Annotated in this window: 13 protein-coding genes; 8 read left to right on the top strand and 5 right to left on the bottom strand. The window is 75.4% G+C overall.

Annotated features, from left to right (window positions below):
• The first annotated feature begins 81 nt into the window (after positions 1–81).
• A complete protein-coding gene (pcrA, locus tag ACZ3YO_RS15495) occupies positions 82–2,721 on the top strand; it encodes a DNA helicase PcrA (RefSeq protein WP_465569431.1) in 2,640 nt (879 codons plus the stop codon).
• 4 nt (positions 2,722–2,725) lie between these two features.
• Here pcrA and ACZ3YO_RS15490 read toward each other — a convergent pair whose 3' ends face one another.
• Complete coding sequence (locus ACZ3YO_RS15490; RefSeq protein ID WP_465569429.1) at positions 2,726–3,520, bottom strand: M23 family metallopeptidase; 795 nt, start codon at positions 3,518–3,520, stop codon at positions 2,726–2,728.
• 326 nt (positions 3,521–3,846) lie between these two features.
• On the opposite strand from ACZ3YO_RS15490, the gene ACZ3YO_RS15485 reads away from it, so the two are divergent.
• On the top strand, positions 3,847–4,254 hold the full coding sequence (locus ACZ3YO_RS15485) for a cobalamin B12-binding domain-containing protein (protein ID WP_360191583.1): 408 nt from the start codon (positions 3,847–3,849) through the stop codon (positions 4,252–4,254).
• A 115-nt stretch (positions 4,255–4,369) separates the two neighbouring features.
• Here the strand turns inward: ACZ3YO_RS15485 and ACZ3YO_RS15480 are convergent, their stop codons facing one another.
• Positions 4,370–5,953 (bottom strand): DUF5691 domain-containing protein, encoded by a 1,584-nt coding sequence (locus ACZ3YO_RS15480; RefSeq protein WP_465569427.1) that lies wholly within the window; start codon positions 5,951–5,953, stop codon positions 4,370–4,372.
• 54 nt (positions 5,954–6,007) lie between these two features.
• Entirely contained in the window at positions 6,008–7,330 is a 1,323-nt protein-coding gene (locus ACZ3YO_RS15475; RefSeq protein WP_465569425.1) for an SWIM zinc finger family protein, read from the bottom strand.
• 178 nt (positions 7,331–7,508) lie between these two features.
• Between ACZ3YO_RS15475 and ACZ3YO_RS15470 the strand changes: the two genes are divergently transcribed.
• From ACZ3YO_RS15470 to sucD, 5 genes are all read left to right on the top strand, one after another.
• Positions 7,509–8,591, top strand: coding sequence for an ATP-binding protein (locus ACZ3YO_RS15470; RefSeq protein WP_465569423.1), 1,083 nt, complete (start codon positions 7,509–7,511; stop codon positions 8,589–8,591).
• Between the two features lie 37 nt (positions 8,592–8,628).
• Positions 8,629–11,010, top strand: coding sequence for a DUF5682 family protein (locus tag ACZ3YO_RS15465; RefSeq protein ID WP_465569421.1), 2,382 nt, complete (start codon positions 8,629–8,631; stop codon positions 11,008–11,010).
• Between the two features lie 90 nt (positions 11,011–11,100).
• Positions 11,101–12,273, top strand: coding sequence for a VWA domain-containing protein (locus tag ACZ3YO_RS15460; RefSeq protein ID WP_465569419.1), 1,173 nt, complete (start codon positions 11,101–11,103; stop codon positions 12,271–12,273).
• A gap of 338 nt (positions 12,274–12,611) precedes the next feature.
• Positions 12,612–13,787: an ADP-forming succinate--CoA ligase subunit beta gene (sucC, locus tag ACZ3YO_RS15455; RefSeq protein WP_452155228.1), complete on the top strand. Its 1,176-nt coding sequence runs from the start codon at positions 12,612–12,614 to the stop codon at positions 13,785–13,787.
• A 16-nt stretch (positions 13,788–13,803) separates the two neighbouring features.
• Positions 13,804–14,685 (top strand): succinate--CoA ligase subunit alpha, encoded by an 882-nt coding sequence (gene sucD, locus ACZ3YO_RS15450; RefSeq protein ID WP_396321412.1) that lies wholly within the window; start codon positions 13,804–13,806, stop codon positions 14,683–14,685.
• 143 nt (positions 14,686–14,828) lie between these two features.
• Here the strand turns inward: sucD and ACZ3YO_RS15445 are convergent, their stop codons facing one another.
• Complete coding sequence (locus ACZ3YO_RS15445; protein WP_465569417.1) at positions 14,829–17,009, bottom strand: LuxR C-terminal-related transcriptional regulator; 2,181 nt, start codon at positions 17,007–17,009, stop codon at positions 14,829–14,831.
• 132 nt (positions 17,010–17,141) lie between these two features.
• Here ACZ3YO_RS15445 and ACZ3YO_RS15440 point away from each other — a divergent pair, with 132 nt between their 5' ends.
• Entirely contained in the window at positions 17,142–18,872 is a 1,731-nt protein-coding gene (locus ACZ3YO_RS15440; RefSeq protein ID WP_465569415.1) for a cell division protein PerM, read from the top strand.
• 27 nt (positions 18,873–18,899) lie between these two features.
• Here ACZ3YO_RS15440 and ACZ3YO_RS15435 read toward each other — a convergent pair whose 3' ends face one another.
• Positions 18,900–19,544: a hypothetical protein gene (locus ACZ3YO_RS15435; protein ID WP_465551085.1), complete on the bottom strand. Its 645-nt coding sequence runs from the start codon at positions 19,542–19,544 to the stop codon at positions 18,900–18,902.
• Positions 19,545–19,856 lie beyond the last annotated feature (312 nt).

Genomic DNA, 19,856 nt, shown 5'->3' with positions numbered 1-19,856 from the left:
GCCCCGCGCACCCGCCCGCCCGGTCCGGATCCCTCCGGTCCGGGCGGGCTTGTCGGTGGGGGGCCATAGACTCGGAGTGCCATGAGTAGCCTCTTTGACGACCTCCCGCTCCCCGGTTTCGAGGCCCCCGCCGCCGGGCCCGCCGCCGGGTCGAAGCAGCCGCACGCCGCCGCGCCCATCGACGAGGAGCCGCCGCCGTACGAGGACGACGTCCCGTACGACGTGTACGAGGAGGCGATCCCGGAGGGGCTGTTCCACACCGACCACGCCGCCGAGACGGAGCGGGACTCCTGGTACCGCAACGGCGCCGCCCGGACGGTGGTGGACCCGGCGCAGCTGCTGGAGGGGATGAACGACCCGCAGCGCGAGGCGGTGCTGCACGCGGGTTCGCCGCTGCTCATCGTGGCCGGCGCCGGCTCCGGCAAGACGCGGGTGCTGACCCACCGGATCGCCCACCTGCTGGGCGCCCGCGGGGTGCAGCCGGGCGAGATCCTGGCGATCACCTTCACCAACAAGGCGGCCGGCGAGATGCGCGAGCGCGTCGAGCAGCTGGTCGGCCCGCGGGCCCGGGCGATGTGGGTCTCCACCTTCCACAGCGCCTGCGTGCGGATCCTGCGCCGCGAGTCCAAGCTGCTCGGCTTCACCTCGTCGTTCTCGATCTACGACTCGGCGGACTCGCAGCGGCTGATGTCGCTCGTCTGCCGGGACCTGGACCTCGACCCCAAGCAGTTCCCGCCGAAGTCCTTCACCGCGAAGATCAGCAACCTGAAGAACGAGCTGATCGACGAGGAGACGTACGCCGACCAGGCCGCCAACCCGATGGAGAAGAAGCTCGCCGAGGCGTACTTCCTCTACCAGCGGCGGCTGCGGGAGGCCAACGCGCTCGACTTCGACGACATCATCATGACGACGGTGAACCTGCTCCAGGCCTTCCCCGACGTCGCGGAGCACTACCGGCGCCGGTTCCGGCACATCCTGGTCGACGAGTACCAGGACACCAACCACGCCCAGTACATGCTGGTGCGCGAGCTCAGCGGGGGCGCCGTCGCCGCCGCGCCGAAGCGCACCGTGGACGGCGAGTTCGTCAACCCGGCGGCCGGGCGGCTGGCCGAGGTGCCGCCCGCCGAGCTGTGCGTCGTCGGTGACGCGGACCAGTCGATCTACGCCTTCCGCGGCGCGACGATCCGCAACATCCTCCAGTTCGAGGAGGACTACCCGAACGCGACCACCATCCTGCTGGAGCAGAACTACCGCTCCACGCAGACCATCCTCACCGCCGCCAACGCCGTCATCGAGCGGAACACCAGCCGCCGCGAGAAGAAGCTCTGGACGGCCGGGGACCACGGCGAGAAGGTGGTCGGCTACGTCGCGGACGACGAGCACGGCGAGGCCCAGTTCATCGCCGACGAGATCGACCGGCTGACCGACGCGGGCGACGCCAAGCCCGGCGACGTCGCCATCTTCTACCGGACCAACGCGCAGTCCCGCGTGTTCGAGGAGGTGTTCATCCGGGTCGGCCTGCCGTACAAGGTGGTCGGCGGGGTGCGCTTCTACGAGCGCAAGGAGGTCCGGGACGTCCTGGCGTACCTGCGGGTGCTCTCCAACCCGGAGGACACCGTGCCGCTGCGCCGGATCCTCAACGTGCCCAAGCGCGGCATCGGCGACCGCGCCGAGGCGATGATCGACGCGCTGGCCGCGCGCGAGCGGATCTCCTTCGCCCAGGCGCTCCGGCGGGTGGACGAGGCGTACGGGATGGCCGCGCGCTCGGCGAACGCGGTGAGGAAGTTCAACGAGCTGATGGCCGGGCTGCGGCAGGTCGTCGAGTCGGGCGCCGGGCCGGCCGCGGTGCTGGAGGCGGTGCTGGAGGAGACGGGATACCTCGCCGAGCTCCAGTCCTCGACCGACCCGCAGGACGAGACCCGGGTGGAGAACCTCCAGGAGCTCGCCTCGGTGGCGCTGGAGTACGAGCAGGACCCGGGCGAGCGGCCCGACGCCGGCGAGGACGGCGCACCGCCGGTCGGCTCGCTCGCCGACTTCCTGGAGCGGGTCGCGCTGGTCGCCGACTCGGACCAGATCCCGGACGAGGACGAGGAGGGGCAGGGCGTCATCACGATGATGACCCTGCACACCGCCAAGGGCCTGGAGTTCCCGGTGGTCTTCCTGACCGGCATGGAGGACGGGATCTTCCCGCACATGCGGGCGCTCAACCAGGTCAAGGAGCTGGAGGAGGAGCGGCGCCTCGCGTACGTCGGGCTCACCCGGGCGCGGGAGCGGCTCTACCTGACCCGCTCGGTGCTGCGCAGCGCCTGGGGGCAGCCCTCGTACAACCCGGCCTCGCGGTTCCTGGAGGAGATCCCGGAGACGCTGGTGGAGTGGAAGCGGACGGGGGCGGCCTCGGTGCCGGCCTCGCGCGGGTACTCCTCGGGGTCGTCCTGGGGCGGGAGGTCCGCCGGCTCGGGTGGTTCGGGCGGCTCCGCGCGCGGCGGCGCGGCGGCCTCGCCGAAGGCGGGCTGGGGGCAGTCGGCGCGGCGGTCCGGTACGGCGGTCGAGCGGGAGGTCGTGGCGCTGGCGGTCGGGGACCGGGTCACCCACGACACCTTCGGCCTGGGCACGGTGGTGGCCACCACGGGTGTCGGGGACAAGGCGCAGGCCACCGTCGACTTCGGGACGGAGGGGCGCAAGCAGCTGCTGCTGCGGTACGCGCCGGTGGAGAAGCTCTGACCGCTCAGCGCGGGTCGAGTCCGTTCGAGAGGAACCACGGCAGCGGGTCGACCGGCCCGCTGCCGGGCGGCCGGATCTCGAAGTGCAGGTGCGGACCGGTGCTGTTGCCGCTGCTGCCGACGAAGGCGATGACGTCGCCCTGCTTCACGGTGCCCTTGCGGATCTTGTACGAGCGCAGGTGGCAGTACCAGGCCTCGGTGCCGTCGGCCATCTTCAGGATCGTCATGTAGCCGTACGACGGGTTCCACTGCGTACGGATCGTGCCGTCGGCGACGGCCATGACCTGCGAGCCGCCGTCCACCGGGAAGTCGATGCCGGTGTGGCGGTTGGCCCAGTGGGTGCCGGCCTCGCCGAACAGCTCGCCGAGGCCGTGCTCGGCGACCGGCATGACCACCTTGGGCGCGGCCGGTTCGGCCGTCGGTTCGGCGGTCTGTTCGGCGGTCGGCTGGCCGCCGGAGAGCGGCTGGCGGGCGTCGCTGCGGGAGGCCTGGCCGGCACCGTCCGTCGCGAGGGCCTGCTGGGCGGAGGCCCGGGCGGCCGCGTTGTCCGGCGCGTCGGCGGCCGTGGCCTGCTGCGGCACCCGGCCGGCCGCCTCGAGGCGCTGCTGGCCGGCCTCGCCCTGGACGGTCACGGCGGCCGCCGCGGCCACCCCGAGCGCGGCCACCGACGGCAGCGCCACGCGCAGCAGCGCCGTCCTGGTGGCGGCCTTGGCGGCACCGCGCCGCTGGGCACGCGACTGCTCGCGGGCGGCCATGCGCAGCTCCGCTCGGGTCGGGCGGGCGGCTGCGTCGGGAGCCATCGGGGGCTGCCTCCTCGGTGGGCCTTCGGCACGTCGTCGGGCGAGGGGAAAGACGAGGGGAAAACTGCCGAGACTGTAGCCGCAACGCCGACATGCGGACAAAAGTCCGTAAGTCAAGAGGTGAGTTGGTGGGCTGTGGGTGGGAATTGCGGGGTATACCGACTGGTAGCAAGGGGCGGGGCTGTGATTTTCCCCTCCTCTTGAGGGGCGGCACGGCCAGGGGGGCCGGGTGACGCTAACCTCCCCTCAGGTTGGTTATTGCTGGTTAACCGCGCCCGTGCCCGACGAGGTCTGGGGTGGTGGACGACGAAGTCCAGGAGGCAGTGATGGGTGTGTCAGGGCCGATCCGTGTGGTGGTCGCGAAGCCCGGGCTCGACGGTCACGACCGCGGCGCCAAGGTCATCGCGCGCGCTCTGCGCGACGCCGGTATGGAGGTCATCTACACCGGCCTGCACCAGACGCCCGAGCAGATCGTCGACACCGCGATCCAGGAGGACGCGGACGGCATCGGGCTGTCGGTCCTCTCGGGCGCACACATGACGCTCTGCGCGCGGGTGCTGGAGCTGCTGAAGGAGCGCGAGGCGGAGGACATCAAGGTCTTCTGCGGCGGGATCATCCCGGACGAGGACATCGTCGAGCTCAAGGCCATGGGCGTCGCGGACATCTTCACCCCTGGCACGCCGACCCGGGACGTGGTGGCCTGGGTCGAGGCGAACCTGCGGGTCGCCAGCTAGGGATTGTCAGAAAGCCCTGGTACGTCTGCATCTTCTCGGGCCGGTACGGGTCTCCTCCCGTGCCGGCCCGGGTGCGTCACGGGTCTCTCCCGTACCGGCGCGGGTGCGTCACGGGTCAGGAGGCGAGTTCGGCGAGCATGGCCTCGCGGAAGCGCAGGGTGCCGGCGAGGCGGGTGAAGGTCTCGGCCCAGGCGGTGGCGGGGGCGGTGTCGGCCACCAGCGCCTCGACGGCGGCGGCGGTCTCGGGGGCGAGCGCACGCTCGGTCATCCCGAGCACCCCGCTGTGGCTCCACGGGTACGCGCCGGAGGCGGCCGCCCGGGCGAGGGCGGCGACCACGGCGGTGGACAGCGGCGGCGTCCACGGGGTCGCGCAGGCGCCGAGCAGTTGGAAGGCCTCGCCGAGGCCGTGCACCTCGATGAACGCGGCCGTCCAGGCGGCGCGTTCGGCGGGCGGCAGGACGGAGAGCAGCTTGGCGGGGGCGCCGGTGGTCCGCGGCGGGCGGGCCCGCCGGCTTTCCGGGGAGGGGGCCGGGGCCGGGCCGAGGAGCGCCCGCGCCCAGTCGGCGTCCTGCTGGCGGACGGCTGCCCGGGCCCAGGCCTCGCGCAGGTCGTCGGCCCAGCTGCTGTTGGTCTCGTCGATGCTGTCGCCGACCCGCAGGGCGAGGAGCCGGTCCGGCGTCAGGCCGGTGGACTCGGGCCAGAGGGCCAGTGGTGCCGCGGCGATCACCTCGCCGAACCACCAGGCCCGCTCGCCGCGCCCGGTGGGCGACTTGAGCGGTATGCCGTCACGCTGCATCGCCGGATCGCATTCGGCGGGCGGGGTGACCAGCAGGTGCGTACCGCGGTCGGAGAGGCGGACGGCGGCGCGGGCGCGCTCGGCCATGCGGCCGGCCAGGGTGGAGCCGGGGAGCGTCGAGAGCAGCTCGGCCGCGGTGGCGCGGACGTTCTTGCTGCGGTCGCCGAGGGCGGCCTCCAGGAAGGGCTCGTCGGCGGGGGAGAGGCCGTCCTGGAGCGCGTCCAGGAAGAGCAGGCGGTCCTCGGCGCGCTCGGTGGACCAGGTGCTGCGGAGGAGGGCGAGACCGGCGGCCGGGTCGGTGCGGCGCAGCAGCGTCAGGTGGGTGACGCGCTCGGCGAAGAGGCCTTCGTGCCAGAGGCGGTCGTCGCCGGGGCCGGCCGCTTCCGCGGGCTCCCCGGCGGTGGTGCGCAGCACGAAGCGCCAGTCGGGGTTGCGGGGGGCGAGCCAGCGGCCGAGCGGGCCGGCCAGGGCGACCGCGTCGGGGCGCAGTTCGCTGCGGGCGCGGGCGGCGTCGAGCAGCGCAGGGACGAGGACGGCGGGCGGGCGGTAGCCGCGGGCGCGGGCGGTGGTGAGCCACTGGGGGAGCAGCTCGGTGAGGTTGGCGAGGGTGGTGCCGCCGCCGCGGGTGCCGAGGAGCAGGGAGAGGCGGCGGGCGGCGGGGGCGGGGAGTTCGGGGCGGTCGTCCTCGGGAGCGGGGGCGGCGAGGGGCTCGCTGACGGGGGCGGGGAGGGCGCCGGCGCGGCGGCGGACGGTCTCCAGGGCGGCGAGTTCGAGGAGCGCGGTGGCCGGGTCGGTGCGGTCGACGGCCCGGTGGGCGGGGGACTCGCCGGTGGGCTGCGGCAGGGGGCGGCGGTCGGTGCCGAGGAGGGCGGTGGTGTGGAGGGACTCCCAGGGGTCGGACACGTGGGCTCCTGAGGTTGTGGTGTGGGCGGTGCGGGCGTGCGGTGGGGCGCCGGGCTACGGGGTGGTGAGGTTGATCGGGCGGTGGTCCGGGCCCCAGGCGGTGACGGGGGTGAAGCCCTGGTGGCCGTGTTCGCCGAAGACGGTGAGGGCGCGGCCGGTGGAGACGGCGGCGAGACGCCAGAGTGCGGATTCGGGCGTGGCGGCACGGTGGACCGGGAGGGTGTGCCGGCCGTCGGTGAGGTGCCAGCCGTCGGGCGTGAGGACGGGGACGGCGTCGGTGAGGACGGTGGGCCAGGCGTCGAGCCACGGGTCGTCGGCGACGGCGGTGCCGTAGGCGGCGACGGCTTCGGCGGCGGTGAGGCCGGGCGGTGGGGTGGCGGGGCCGGGTTCGGGGGCGCCGTAGCGGGTGCCCAGCGCTGCGCGCAGCGGGCGGGCGCCGGGGTGGAAGGCGAGCTCGGCCTCGAGGACGTGCCCGGTCGGGAGGGCGAGGTCGGGGGCCTGGCCGGGGCGGCCGAAGGCGAGGAGGAGGGCGGGGCGGCCGGTCTTGGCGCCGCGCAGCCAGAGGCGGCGGGTGGTGAGGCGGTCGTCGGCGCCGCCCTCCAGCGGGGAGGTGCGGCTGCCGAGGACGTGCCAGCGGTCGCGGACGGTGGGGCCGGCGAGGAGGTCGGCGGTGTCGGTGGTGTAGCCGATCCGGGCTCGGACGGTGGCGGCGAGCGGGGCGGGCAGTTCACCGACCCGGGTGGCGGCGGTGGCGAGCAGGTGGAGCATGGCGTACTCCTCCAGGAGGTGCTGCTGGGGGGTGGTGTCGAGGGCGCGGACGCGGGCGGCGAGGCCGGGCGCCTGGGCGTCGACCATGCGGGCGGCGACCTCCTCCCAGGGGCCGGCGGTGGACTGGTCGGCCAGGCCGTGGCGGATCCGGTCGGCCAGCCGGAGCCGCAGCTCGGCGGCGCCGGCGGCGACCCGGGCGGAGCGCTTCTCGGCGCGGCGGCGGGCGGCGGCCGGGTCGGCGGGCGGCACCGGCGCGGCGGCGCGCTGCCCGGCCCGCTCCTGGCGCGCCGTCAGCCACGCGGAGGCCCAGTCGGCCGGCTCGGCGGCCGGGACGGCCTCGGGGGTGCCGCTCCAGAGCAGGAGCAGCCCGAGGGCGTGCTTGCACGGGAACTTCCGGCTCGGGCAGGTGCAGGTGTAGGCGGGGGTAGCCAGCTCGACGACCGTGCGGTACGGCGTCCTGCCGCTGCCCCGGCACTCGCCCCAGAGCGCGCCGCCGTCGGTGCCCGTGGCCGACCAGGGCGCGGGCGAGGAGAGCTTGCCCGCGGCCTTCTGCGAGGCGGCGTCGGGCGCCAGGGACAGGACGTGTTCGGTGCTCCAGCGTTCCTCCATGGCGACGACGGTAGGGGCAGGGACTGACAGTCCCGGTGGGCGAACTGAGGTCCGGTCAGGATTGTCAGTGGCTCGGTGCAGGCTTGTTCTCGCAGGCCGGGACGCCGGCCTGGCTCCCCCCGATCACTTCGCCGCCTGCCACAGGTGTGTCCGGCGGCCGGCCCGAAGGAGCCCCCCTATGACCGACGTTCTGCGGCAGCACGCGGAGCACGCCTTCGCGGCGGAGCTGGCCGCCCTGGCCGCGCAGGACGACCGTCCGCGCCCCGAACGATGGAGGTTGTCCCCGTGGGCCGTGGCCACCTACCTGCTGGGCGGCGAGCTGTCCGACGGCACGGTGATCACGCCCAAGTACATCGGGCCGCGCCGGGTCGTCGAGGTCGCCGTGACGACGCTGGCGACGGACCGCGCGCTGCTGTTGCTCGGCGTGCCGGGGACGGCGAAGACCTGGGTGTCGGAGCACCTCGCGGCCGCGATCAGCGGTGATTCCACGCTGCTCGTCCAGGGCACGGCCGGGACGCCGGAGGAGGCCGTCCGCTACGGGTGGAACTACGCCCGGCTGCTCACCGACGGGCCGAGCCGGGAGGCCCTGGTGCCGTCGCCGCTTATGCGGGCGATGGCGGACGGGAAGATCGCCCGGGTCGAGGAACTGACCCGCATCCCGGCCGACGTGCAGGACAGTCTGATCACCATCCTGTCGGAGAAGACGCTGCCGGTGCCGGAGTTGGGCGGCGAGACGCAGGCGGTGCGGGGGTTCAACCTGATCGCCACCGCCAACGACCGGGACCGGGGCGTGAACGAGCTGTCGAGCGCCCTGCGTCGACGGTTCAACACCGTGGTGCTGCCCCTGCCCGGCTCGCTGGAGGAGGAGGTGGACATCGTCACCCGGCGGGTCGACCAGCTCGGCCGCTCGCTGGAGCTGCCCGAACTGCCCGGCGGCGCCGAGGAGATCCGGCGCGTGGTCACCGTCTTCCGCGAGCTGCGGGCCGGGATCACGCTGGACGGCCGGACGAAGGTGAAGTCGCCGAGCGGCACCCTGTCGACGGCGGAGGCGATATCGGTGGTGACCAACGGGATGGCGCTGGCCGCGCACTTCGGGGACGGCGTGCTGCGGGCCGGCGACGTCGCCGCCGGTGTGGTCGGCGCCGTCGTCCGGGATCCGGCGGCCGACCGGGTGGTGTGGCGCGAGTACGTCGAGGGCGTGCTGCGGGAGCGCGACGGCTGGAAGGACTTCTACCGCGCGGCCCGCGAGAACGCCCGCTGATTGCACCGCAGTTCGAGGTTGGAGGAGGGAGGGCGCGATGAGTGAGCGGATCAGCGCAGAGGTGACGCTGCTGGGCGTACGGCACCACGGCCCCGGTTCGGCCCGTGCGGTGGCGGCCGCGCTGGAGCTGCTGGAGCCGGACGTGGTGCTGATCGAGGGCCCGCCGGAGGCCGATCCGATCATCGGGCTGGCTGCGGAGAAGGAGATGGTGCCCCCGGTCGCCCTGCTCGCCCATGCCGTGGACGACCCGGCCCGGGCCGCGTTCTGGCCGTACGCGGAGTTCTCCCCGGAGTGGGTGGCGATCCGTTACGCCGTCGACGCCGGGCTGCCGGTGCACTTCATCGACCTCCCGGCGGCGTACGGATTCGCCGCGGAGACCGAGGGGGCCGAGGGGGCAGCCGAGGCCGAGGGCGCCTCGGAGCCGGGGGAGCCGGACGGCGGGAGCGAGGCGGCGGAGGAGCGGCCGGGTGACCCGATCGCGCTGCTCGCCGAGGCCGCCGGCCACGACGACCCGGAGCGCTGGTGGGAGGACGTGATCGAGCACCGTTCGCCCGGCGCCGACGCGCTGGCCCCGTTCGCCGCGGTCGCCGAGGCGATGACGGCGCTGCGCGAGGCCGGGGTGGCCGTCGGCAGCACCGCCCGGCGGGACGACCTCCGGGAGGCGTACATGCGCCGGCAGATCCGGGCCGCCAAGCGGGCCGGGTACCGGCGGATCGCGGTGGTCTGCGGTGCCTTCCACGTCCCCGCGCTGGCCGGCATGCCGACCGTCGCCCACGACCGCGCCCTGCTGGCCGGCCTGCCGAAGAAGGTCAGGACCGACATCACCTGGGTGCCCTGGACGCACCGGCGGCTCGCGCAGTCGAGCGGTTACGGCGCCGGGATCGTCTCGCCGGGCTGGTACCGCCACCTGTTCGCGGAGCCGGGCGACCCGCTGCCGAAGTGGCTGACCAGGGCCGCCGAGCTGCTCCGGGCGGAGGACCACCCGGTCTCCTCCGCCCACGTCATCGAGGCCGTCCGGTTGGCCCGCACGCTCGCCGTGATGCGCGGCCGCCCGCTGGCCGGCCTCACCGAGACGCTGGACGCCGTCCGCTCGGTGATGTGCGACGGTTCGGACGTCGCCCTCGCCCTCGTGCAGGACCGGCTGGTGATCGGCGACGCGCTCGGCGAGGTCCCGGAGGGCGCCCCGGCGGTGCCGCTCCAGCGGGACCTCACCCGCCTCCAGCGCTCGCTTCGGCTCAAGCCCGGGGCGGATCCGCGCGAGCTCGACCTCGACCTGCGCGAGGAGACCGGCGCCGCCCGCTCCCGGCTGCTGCACCGGCTGCGGCTGCTCGGCATCGACTGGGGCGTGCCCAGCCGGTCCGCGGTGAACTCGACCGGCACCTTCCGGGAGAGCTGGCGGCTCTGCTGGCAGCCGGAGTTCGCGGTCCGGATCGCCGAGGCCGCCCAGTGGGGCACCACGGTCGAGGACGCGGCCGGCGCGAAGGCCGTCGGCACGGCCCGGGCGGCGACGGAGCTCGCCGAGCTGACCGGGCTGGTGGAGACGTGCCTGCTCGCCGGGCTCGGCAGCGCGCTGCCGGCGGTGATGCGGGTGCTCGCCGACTGCGCCGCCCTGGACACCGACGTCGCCCACCTCGCCGGCGCCCTGCCCGCCCTGGTCCGCGTCCTGCGCTACGGCGACGTCCGCGGCACCGACGACGGCGCGCTCGGCGAGGTCGCGGCCGGCCTCGCCGACCGGATCTGCGTCGGCCTGCCGCCCGCCTGCACCGGGCTGGACGCGGCAGGCGCGGCGGTGATGCGCGGTCACCTCGACGAGGTGCACGGCGCGATCGGCCTGCTGGCGCCGGACGGCGGCCTCGCCGACCGGTGGGCCGCCACCCTGCGGGCGCTCGCCCGCCGCGAGCCGGACGGCGGCCCCGCCACCGGCGTGCCCGGCGTGTTGCGCGGCCGCGCCGTCCGGCTGCTGCTGGACGACGGACGGCTCGACTCCGAGGAGGCCGGCCGCCGGATGGGCCTGGTCCTCTCCGCCGCCGGCGCCCCGGCGGACGCGGCCGGCTGGGTCGAGGGCTTCCTCACCGGCGGCGGCGCCCTGCTCCTGCACGACCCTCGCCTGCTGGGCCTGCTCGACGCCTGGCTGACGGAGGTGCCGGCCGAGGCCTTCACCGACGTGCTGCCGCTGCTGCGCCGCACCTTCTCCGCCCTGGAGGCGGGTGTCCGGACCACCATCGGCAGCCGGGTCGCGGCCGGCCCGTTCGGCACCGGGCCGGCGGCGGACGAGAGCGCCGGCCCGGCACTCGACCGGGGCCGCGCCGACGCCGCCCTGCCGGTGGTCGCCACCCTGCTCGGCCTGCCCGGCTGCCAGGCCCACCCCGGCGGCGGCCCGGCGCGCATCCCGAAACAGGCCACCGGCCGCGACACCTGAGCCCGGCCCCGGCCGCGACACCCGGCCCCGGGCCCCCGACCATGGCGCCCGGCCGCGACACCCGACCCCGACCTCGTGAAGGAGCATCCGATGGCAGTGACCACCACCCCCGCCGCCGAGGAGCGGCTGCGCCGCTGGCGGCTGGTGCTCGGCGGCGAGGCGGACGGCACGGGCTGCGCCCTGCGCGGCAGGGACGCCGCGATGGACGGCGCCCTCGCCGCGCTCTACCGCGGGGCACCGGAGGAGGGCCGCGCCGGGCGGCCCGGCCGCCGCAGCGCCGGCCTGGGCGGCTCGGCGCCGCAGGTGGCGCGCTGGCTGGGCGACATCCGCGAGTACTTCCCGTCCACCGTCGTCCAGCTGATGCAGCAGGACGCCGTCACCCGGCTCGGGCTGGAGCGGCTGCTGCTGGAGCCGGAGATGCTGGAGGCCGTCGAGCCCGACGTCCACCTGGTCGGCACCCTGCTCTCGCTCAAGCACGCACTGCCCGAGACCACCCGGGAGACCGCCCGCGCGGTGGTCGGCAAGGTGGTCGCCGAGCTGGAGCGCCGGCTCGCCGACCGCACGAGGGCCACTCTCGGCGGTGCGCTGGACCGCAGCGCCAGGGTGAACCGCCCCCGTCACCGGGACATCGACTGGGACCGCACCATCCGGGCCAATCTGAAGAACTACCTGCCCGAGCACGGCACCGTCGTCCCCGAGCGGCTGGTCGGCTACGCCCGGGCCCAGCGCGCGGTGAAGAAGGACGTCATCCTCTGCATCGACCAGTCGGGCTCGATGGCCCCGTCCGTCGTGCACTCGGCGGTCTTCGGCGCGGTGCTCGCCTCGATGAAGTCGCTGGACACCCGGCTCGTCGTCTTCGACACCTCGGTGGTCGACCTCACCGAGCAGCTCGCCGACCCGGTGGACGTCCTGTTCGCCACCCAGCTCGGCGGCGGCACCGACATCAACCGCGCGCTCGCCTACTGCCAGTCGAGGATCACCCGCCCGTCCGAGACGATCGTGGTGCTGATCAGCGACCTCTACGAGGGCGGCATCCGGGACGAGATGCTCAAGCGGGTGGCGGCGATGAAGGCGGCCGGCGTCCAGTTCATCGCGCTGCTCGCGCTCTCCGACGAGGGCGCGCCCTCGTACGACCACGCGCACGCGGCGGCGCTGGCCGCGCTCGGAGCCCCGGCGTTCGCCTGCACCCCCGACGTCTTCCCGGACGTCATGGCGGCGGCGATCGAGAAGCGGCCGATCCCGGTACCGGAGCAGGGCGTGTGATCAACCCGGGCTCGGGTTCACCCGAACGAGCGAACCCACGCCCGCCCGCAGCCCCGGATCCGCCCGCCCGCTGAGCAGGGCGCGCGGCACACGGTCGCAGGCTCTCTGTGACGGTTCTCACCCAAGACGGGCCGGTCCCGGGCGAAACACGCCCGTCGTCCGGGGATAACCTGCCAGACGGACGTGACGCGCGTGTTGATTGACGTGTGCGCCCGTGGCTGTGTGGGCCGCAAGGCCGTACTTCTGCGTACCCGCACCGCCCCGACGACCCGCAGCGAAGATCCTGCCGTGGCACGCTCGTAGAGACACAATCCGCGACCACGAACAAGGACAAACACGTGGACCTGTTCGAGTACCAGGCGAGGGACCTCTTCGCCAAGCACGGTGTGCCCGTGCTTGACGGTGATGTCATCGAGACCGCCGCAGACGCTGCCGCCATCGCGGAGCGCTTCGGCGGCCGCGCCGTCGTCAAGGCTCAGGTGAAGGTGGGTGGCCGAGGCAAGGCCGGTGGCGTGAAGCTCGCCGCCGACCCGGCGGACGCCGTCGCCAAGGCCGAGGCGATCCTCGGCATGGACATCAAGGGCCACACCGTTCACAAGGTGATGCTGGCCCAGACCGCGGACATCAAGGACGAGTACTACGTCTCGTTCCTGCTGGACCGCACCAACCGCACCTTCCTGGCCATGGCCAGCGTCGAGGGCGGTGTGGAGATCGAGGTCGTCGCCGAGGAGAACCCCGACGCGCTCGCCAAGATCCCGGTCGACGCCAACGAGGGTGTCACCCCGGAGAAGGCCGCCGAGATCGTCGCCGCCGCGAAGTTCCCGGCCGAGATCGCGGACCAGGTCGCCGACGTCCTGCAGAAGCTCTGGGTCGTCTTCATCAAGGAGGACGCCCTTCTGGTCGAGGTCAACCCGCTGATCAAGTCCGGCGACGGCAAGATCATCGCGCTCGACGGCAAGGTCTCCCTGGACGAGAACGCCGAGTTCCGCCAGCCCGAGCACGAGGCGCTCGAGGACAAGGCCGCCGCCAACCCGCTCGAGGCGGCGGCGAAGGCCAAGGGCCTGAACTACGTCAAGCTCGACGGCGAGGTCGGCATCATCGGCAACGGCGCGGGTCTCGTCATGAGCACCCTCGACGTGGTCGCCTACGCGGGCGAGAAGCACGGCGGCGTCAAGCCCGCCAACTTCCTCGACATCGGTGGCGGCGCCTCCGCCGAGGTGATGGCCAACGGCCTGGAGATCATCCTGGGCGACCCCGACGTCAAGTCGGTCTTCGTCAACGTCTTCGGTGGCATCACCGCGTGCGACGCCGTCGCCAACGGCATCGTGCAGGCCCTGGAGCTGCTCTCGTCGAAGGGCGAGGCCGTCACCAAGCCGCTCGTCGTCCGCCTCGACGGCAACAACGCGGAGCTGGGTCGCAAGATCCTCGACGACGCGAACCACCCGCTGGTCCAGCGCGTGGACACCATGGACGGTGCGGCCGACCGCGCCGCCGAGCTGGCCAACGCCAAGTAAGGAAGGGGACTTAACCATGGCTATCTTCCTTACCAAGGACAGCAAGGTCATCGTCCAGGGCATGACCGGCTCCGAGGGCATGAAGCACACCCGCCGCATGCTCGCCTCCGGCACCCAGATCGTCGGCGGTGTGAACCCGCGCAAGGCCGGCACCACGGTCGACGTCGACGGCACCGAGGTGCCCGTCTTCGGCTCCGTCGCCGAGGCCATCGAGAAGACCGGTGCCGACGTCACCGTCATCTTCGTGCCGCCGAAGTTCACCAAGGACGCCGTCGTCGAGGCCATCGACGCCGAGATCGGCCTGGCCGTCGTCATCACCGAGGGCGTCCCGGTGCACGACACCGCCGCCTTCTGGGCGTACGCCGGTTCGAAGGGCAACAAGACCCGGATCATCGGCCCGAACTGCCCCGGCCTGATCAGCCCCGGACAGTCGAACGCCGGCATCATCCCGGCCGACATCACCACCTCCGGCAAGATCGGTCTGGTCTCGAAGTCGGGCACCCTGACCTACCAGCTCATGTACGAGCTGCGCGACATCGGCTTCTCCTCGGCCGTGGGCATCGGCGGTGACCCGGTCATCGGCACCACCCACATCGACGCCCTCAAGGCGTTCCAGGAGGACCCGGAGACCGAGCTCATCGTCATGATCGGTGAGATCGGCGGCGACGCCGAGGAGCGTGCCGCGGCCTACATCGCCGAGCACGTCACCAAGCCGGTCGTCGGCTACGTCGCGGGCTTCACCGCCCCCGAGGGCAAGACCATGGGCCACGCCGGCGCCATCGTCTCCGGCTCCTCGGGCACCGCCCAGGCGAAGAAGGAGGCCCTCGAGGCCGCCGGTGTCAAGGTCGGCAAGACGCCGTCCGAGACCGCCCGCCTGGCGCGCGAGCTCATCGGCTGACGCCAGCCGCTCGTCGAGCGCCCCCGTCCGGATCTCCGGGCGGGGGCGCTCGCGTTTGCGGGCTGCCGGGGCGCGGGCTGTTCGGGCCCGGGCCGCTCGGGACTTGGGCTGCCGGGGCCCGGGCCGTTCGGCGTCGGGCCTGTTCAGCGGTCGGTCGCGCAGGGGTGCAGGGACCAGCGGGTGCAGGACACCGGCCCCGTCGCGGCCGGACCGGGCGGGGGCAGCGCCTCCCCGGCGCGGGCGGCGGCCGGCAGCTCCCACGGGCGGGACCCGGGCGGCGGCGGGTCGACCACCACCGCTTCGACGCCCGGGGCCGTGCTGCACCAGAGGCTCACGATGCCCGTCGGCGGGGCGTCCGGCGCCGCGGGGACGGCGTCGTTCGGTGCCGAAGCGCAGACGGCCGGGGCGGGCGGCACCCCGCCGTGCCGGAACAGCTCGCGCGGTCCGCCACCGGCCAGCGTCGCCACCGCCGCCCCGGCGACCGCCACCGTGATCAGCGCCGCCGCCCCCGTCCGGGTCGCGTTGGCCAGTCCGTACCGGGCCCGCAGTACCGGCACCGGCGGCCGGTGCGGCTCCGGGCAGCCGCGGACCGCCGCCCGGTGCAGCAGCCCGCTGAGCCGGTCCGCGAAGCCGTCCGCCGTCGGGTCCGGCCCGGCCAGCTCCGGCACCCACTGCGCCAGCGCCGCTCGGGCGGCCCAGACCCGGCCCTCGGCGGCCGCCATCGTGGACTCCACCTCGACGGCCACCGCGGCTGCGGGCAGCCCCAGACCGTCGTGCAGCACCAGGGCCCGGCGCTGCGGGCGGGAGAGGCGTTTGAGCGCCTTGAGCAGCGCGCGGTCCCGGTCGGTCAGCCGGTCGTGGTCCGGCAGCACCGCCTGCGACTCGTCGGCCGGGCGGACCTTGATCCGGCGGTGCGGCAGCCGCCAGGCGTGCGCCCGGCGCGGGCCGCCCCGGTGCCACGGCGACAGCGCCGCCTCGCAGGCCCGCGCCCGTACCCAGCCCTCCGGGTCGGGCTCGGCGGCCACCTCGGCCCACTGCCGCCGGGCCTCGCCGAACGCCCGCTGGACGCAGTGCACGGCGCGGTGCTTGCACGCGGTGAGGAGGAAGACCTGCTGCACGAGGCGGGTGTGGGCGGTCTCGTACAACTCTTCGAAGGCGAGGGTGGCCGCGTCGGCGGTCTCCGGGCGGGTGTCCTTCCGGGGCACGGGTGCGGGCGGGGGCCCGGGCCGGCCGGGGTCCGTGCGCTGCGGTCCGCCGTCGGCGACTCCGGGCCGACGGGCCGGGGTGGGCGCCGGGGCGGGGGCCTTCCGGTGGCCGTTCAGCGGGGCCGGCTTCCCGCCCTGTGGCGGACGGCGGTCGGCGGGTGCTGCGGAGGGGGCTTCGGCCGAAGCTCCGGAGGGGACCTGGGGCGTCCGGCGCGGTCCGCCGGCGGGGGTGGCGACACCGGGGGGTACGGCGGGCGGCGCGGCGTCGGCAGCTCCGGGGTGGCCGTGGACTGCGGCCGGTTTCTCGCGCTGCGGGCGGCGGTGCCCGGCGGCCTCCGCGGCACCCCTCGGCTGACCGTCCGGCAGGCCCGGCGCCCCGGGTCGGGGGGAGCGGCGGCCGTCCGGGGTTGCCGTAGGCGCCGGGGTCTCCCGCCGGGCCGGAGCGGTGGGCGCGGCAGCGGTCTTCGGATGACCGTTCGGCGGGGCCGGCTTCCCCTGGTCCCGCTGGTCCCGCTGGGCCCGCCGGCGCTCGGCGGGGCCTGGAGTCGGTGCCGGAGCCGGGGCCGGGGCCGGGGCCTTCGCGGTGTGCGGCCGGGGGGCGGTCTTCCCGCCCCGGGCGGGCTCGGACGGGGCCTTCGGCGCGGGGCCCCGCTCGCGGGCCGGCGTACCGGGTGCCGCTCGGACGGCCTCGGGAGCGGTCTGAGCGGGGCTCAGCAGAGCGGCGAAGGCGGAGACCTCGGTGCGGGTCCGCGTGCCGAGCTTGCGCATGGCGCGGTGCTGGTAGCTGCGCGCGGTGGCCGGGGTGACACCGAGCGCGGCCGCGGACTCGGCGAGGTCCCGGCCGGCCGCGAGGTGGGCCAGGGCCTGGGCTTCACGCGGTGTCAGCTGTCGGAGCAACCGGGCCACCTCCTCCTGGCCGCCGGAGGGGCCGCCGGGGGGGCCGCCGGCCGCCCCGGCCCGCGTCGCCTTGGTGTTCTTGGCGGCCCGGCCGCGTCCGGCCCGGCCCTTCCCGGAACGGCCCTGCGGCGGGGGCTCGTCGGTCGTGGGGGCACCGCTGGGGCGCTCGTCGGTCGTGGGGGCGCCGGTGGGGCGCTCGGCGTTTTTCGGCGGCGTGGCCATCAGACGCTCCGAGCCGGAGTGGGGGCGGCGAGAGGGCAGGGTCTGAAAATGCGCATAAGCCAATAATCTGGGACACGACGGCGGTTTGCCTCTTCACGGAGCATGGCGAGTCGCCTTGGCACCATGAGGCGCATGACGCAGCTGATGGGCCGTCCGATCGTGGAAGTGCCGGGGGAGCTGGGCACCAGGCCCGTCCTGGCCGACGTGCTCACCGGGGTGCGGACGGCGCTGCTCGGCCTGGCGGTGGTCGCGGTGCCGGTGCTCGGGCTCTGGGTGGTGACCCCGTTCGCGGACGACGGTGCGGCCGACGCCGTCCGGCTGGCGGGCGCGCTCTGGCTGCTCGGGCACGGCGCGCCGGTGCTGCGCGGCGCCGCGGACGCCCCGCTGACCGTCACTCCGCTGCTGCTCGGCCTGCTGGCGGTGGCGCAGCTGTACCGGGCGGGCGCCCGGGTGGCGGCCCGGCGTGGTCCGCGGCCGCGCTGGAGCGGCCCGCCGGCGGTGTGGTGCGGCTACTGCGCGGTGGCGGTGGCGGTGGTGGCGCACTGTTCGGGCGCCGGGCTGTTCCGCGCGCGGGTGCTGCCGGACGTGCTGGTGGTGACGGTGCTGGCCGCGGCCGCGACGGCGGCCGGTGCGCGGACGGCGCGGCGCGCGGGGGGCGGCCACGGACTCTCGGGGGTGCGCCGGCCGGCGTCCCGGTGGCGGGTGCCGGCCCGGGTGCCGGCCTGGGCCCGGCCCGACGGGGGAGCGGCGGCGGTCCGCAGGGCGGGGCTGGCGGCCGGGGCGGGGCTGGTGGCGTCGGGTGCGGCGGTGCTGGCCGTGGCGGCGGTGGTGGACGCGGTGGACGGCAGCGGTCAGGCGATGGCGGCGCTCGGCGGGGGCCCGGCCGCGGTGGCCGGGTTGGTGCTGCTGAGTGTGGCGCTGCTGCCGAACGCGGTGCTCTGGGGCGCGGCGTACGCGCTGGGCCCGGGGTTCGCGGTGGGGGAGGGGACGGCGGTGGCGCCGGGCGGGACGGTGCTGGGGCCGGTGCCGGATTTTCCGCTGTTCGCGCTGGTGGCGGAGCCGGGCGCGGGTGGCTGGCGGCTGGTGGCGTGTCTGCTGCCGGCGCTGGCCGGGGTGGCACCGGCCCTGTTGCTGGGCCGGGCGGCGGCCGAGGGGGCGACGCGTCCGGGCACTCGGGCCGCGGACGGCCGGCCCTCCGGGGCGGGCGCCCCGTGGCACCCGGTGGCGACGGGCGTCGCCGTGCTGGCGGCGGCGCTGTTGACCGGGGCGGCGGCCGCGGCGCTCGGCTGGCTCTCCGGCGGCGCGCTGGCGGGCGGCCGGATGGCGCAGCTCGGGCCGGTGCCGTGGTGGACGGGCCTGGCGGCGGCGGGGTGGGTCGCGGCGGTGGCGGTGCCGGGCGCGCTGCTGGTGCGGGCCCGAGCACTCGGCCGGCCGTGGGGCGGGCTGCTGGGCGGGGCGTTGGTCAGGCCCATCGGCCGGGGCGTCGTCGCGGGCGGCGTCATCGAGGGCGGCACCGCCGATGGCCGGAGCGGCACCGAAGAGCCGGAGGCGCCCATGCCCACCGGGGCCGGCACCGCACTCGCCGGCACCGCACTCGCCGGCATCGCACGTGCCGGCATCGCACGTGCCGGCACCGCACTCGCCGGCATCGCACTCGTCCGCACCGCACGCGCCGGCACAGCGCTCGCCGGCCACACGCGCCGGGCCGCACTGCTGCTGCGCGTCCGCGCCTACGCGGTGGTGCTGCGGCTGGGCACGTCCGCCGACGGGGCGGGCGGAACGGACGGCGACGGCGGGGCGGTCGCAACGGACGGCGCCGACGGCGCCGACGGCGCCGTCTCCGCCCCCGGTCCCGGGAACTGACCGACCCGCCCTACCCGCCAAGGGCGGCTACTCGCTCTTGGTCGTGATGTCCACGTACCACTTCGGCGCCAGCCGGTCGCAGTTGTCCGCACCGGTGGTGGTGAGCGAGTCCCGGACGCAGGTGACGTAGTCGTTGTAGTACAGGCTCAGCCCGATCACCGAGGAGACGAAGACCAGGGTCATCGCGCCGGTGAGGATCCCGGCGAGCGCCGCCGGGGTGAGCGGGTTGGGTGCGCCGGCCTCGGTGGTGACGGCCGGTGTCACGACGGCGGAGGGCGCGGCCGGCTTGGGCGTGCGCATCGCGCCGACGCCCCAGACGATGGCGAGCGCGCCGACGAACAGGGCGACGTAGTGCAGCGCGGCGAACGCGCAGACCAGCGAGGCCATGCCCGCAAGGGCCGCGTTGCGGGCCTTGCGCTGCGCCGGGTCGCTCGGGTCGAGCTTGGGCGGCTGCGGGGCCGGCGGCCGGGGGTGCCAGCCGCCGCCCTGGTAGCCGGGGCTCCACGGGTGCGGCGGGGGGACGTGCGGGCGCTCGTCCTGGCCGCCGTCACCGTCCGGCGCGTCCGAGCCCTCGGCGGGCCCGGGGTTGCGCGGCCGCCACGGCTGGTCCGGGGCATCCGCCGGCGGCGGCGCGAAGGGGTTGCGCTCGCCGGTGTCGTCACCGCTGCTCATGGTTCAGCCATTCCTTCTCGGTCGGTGGGGCGGACGCCCGCGCCACCCTATGATCCCGCAGTCGCCCGCGGGCACCCCTGCGACCGGGGCGGCCGGCCGGGTGCGGGTTCCGTCGGGCCGAGGAGATCCCCGTCTCAACTACGCGCGTAGCGCCACCGGGCCGTTTCAGAGGCCGTCCGACCTGCCGTTATCGTGGTGACGGTCAGCAGCTCACAGAGGTTCCCGGGGCCCGCGTCGCGGCGGGTTCTCCTGATGTTCCCCCTTGCTCGACCTGCCGTTCGTAGTGGCCCCACCACCGGTGGACGTACCAGC

Source organism: Kitasatospora sp. NPDC022785, from assembly GCF_055561295.1.
Note: the sequence above shows the minus strand (reverse complement) of the source record. Positions and strands in the feature narration are given on the sequence as shown.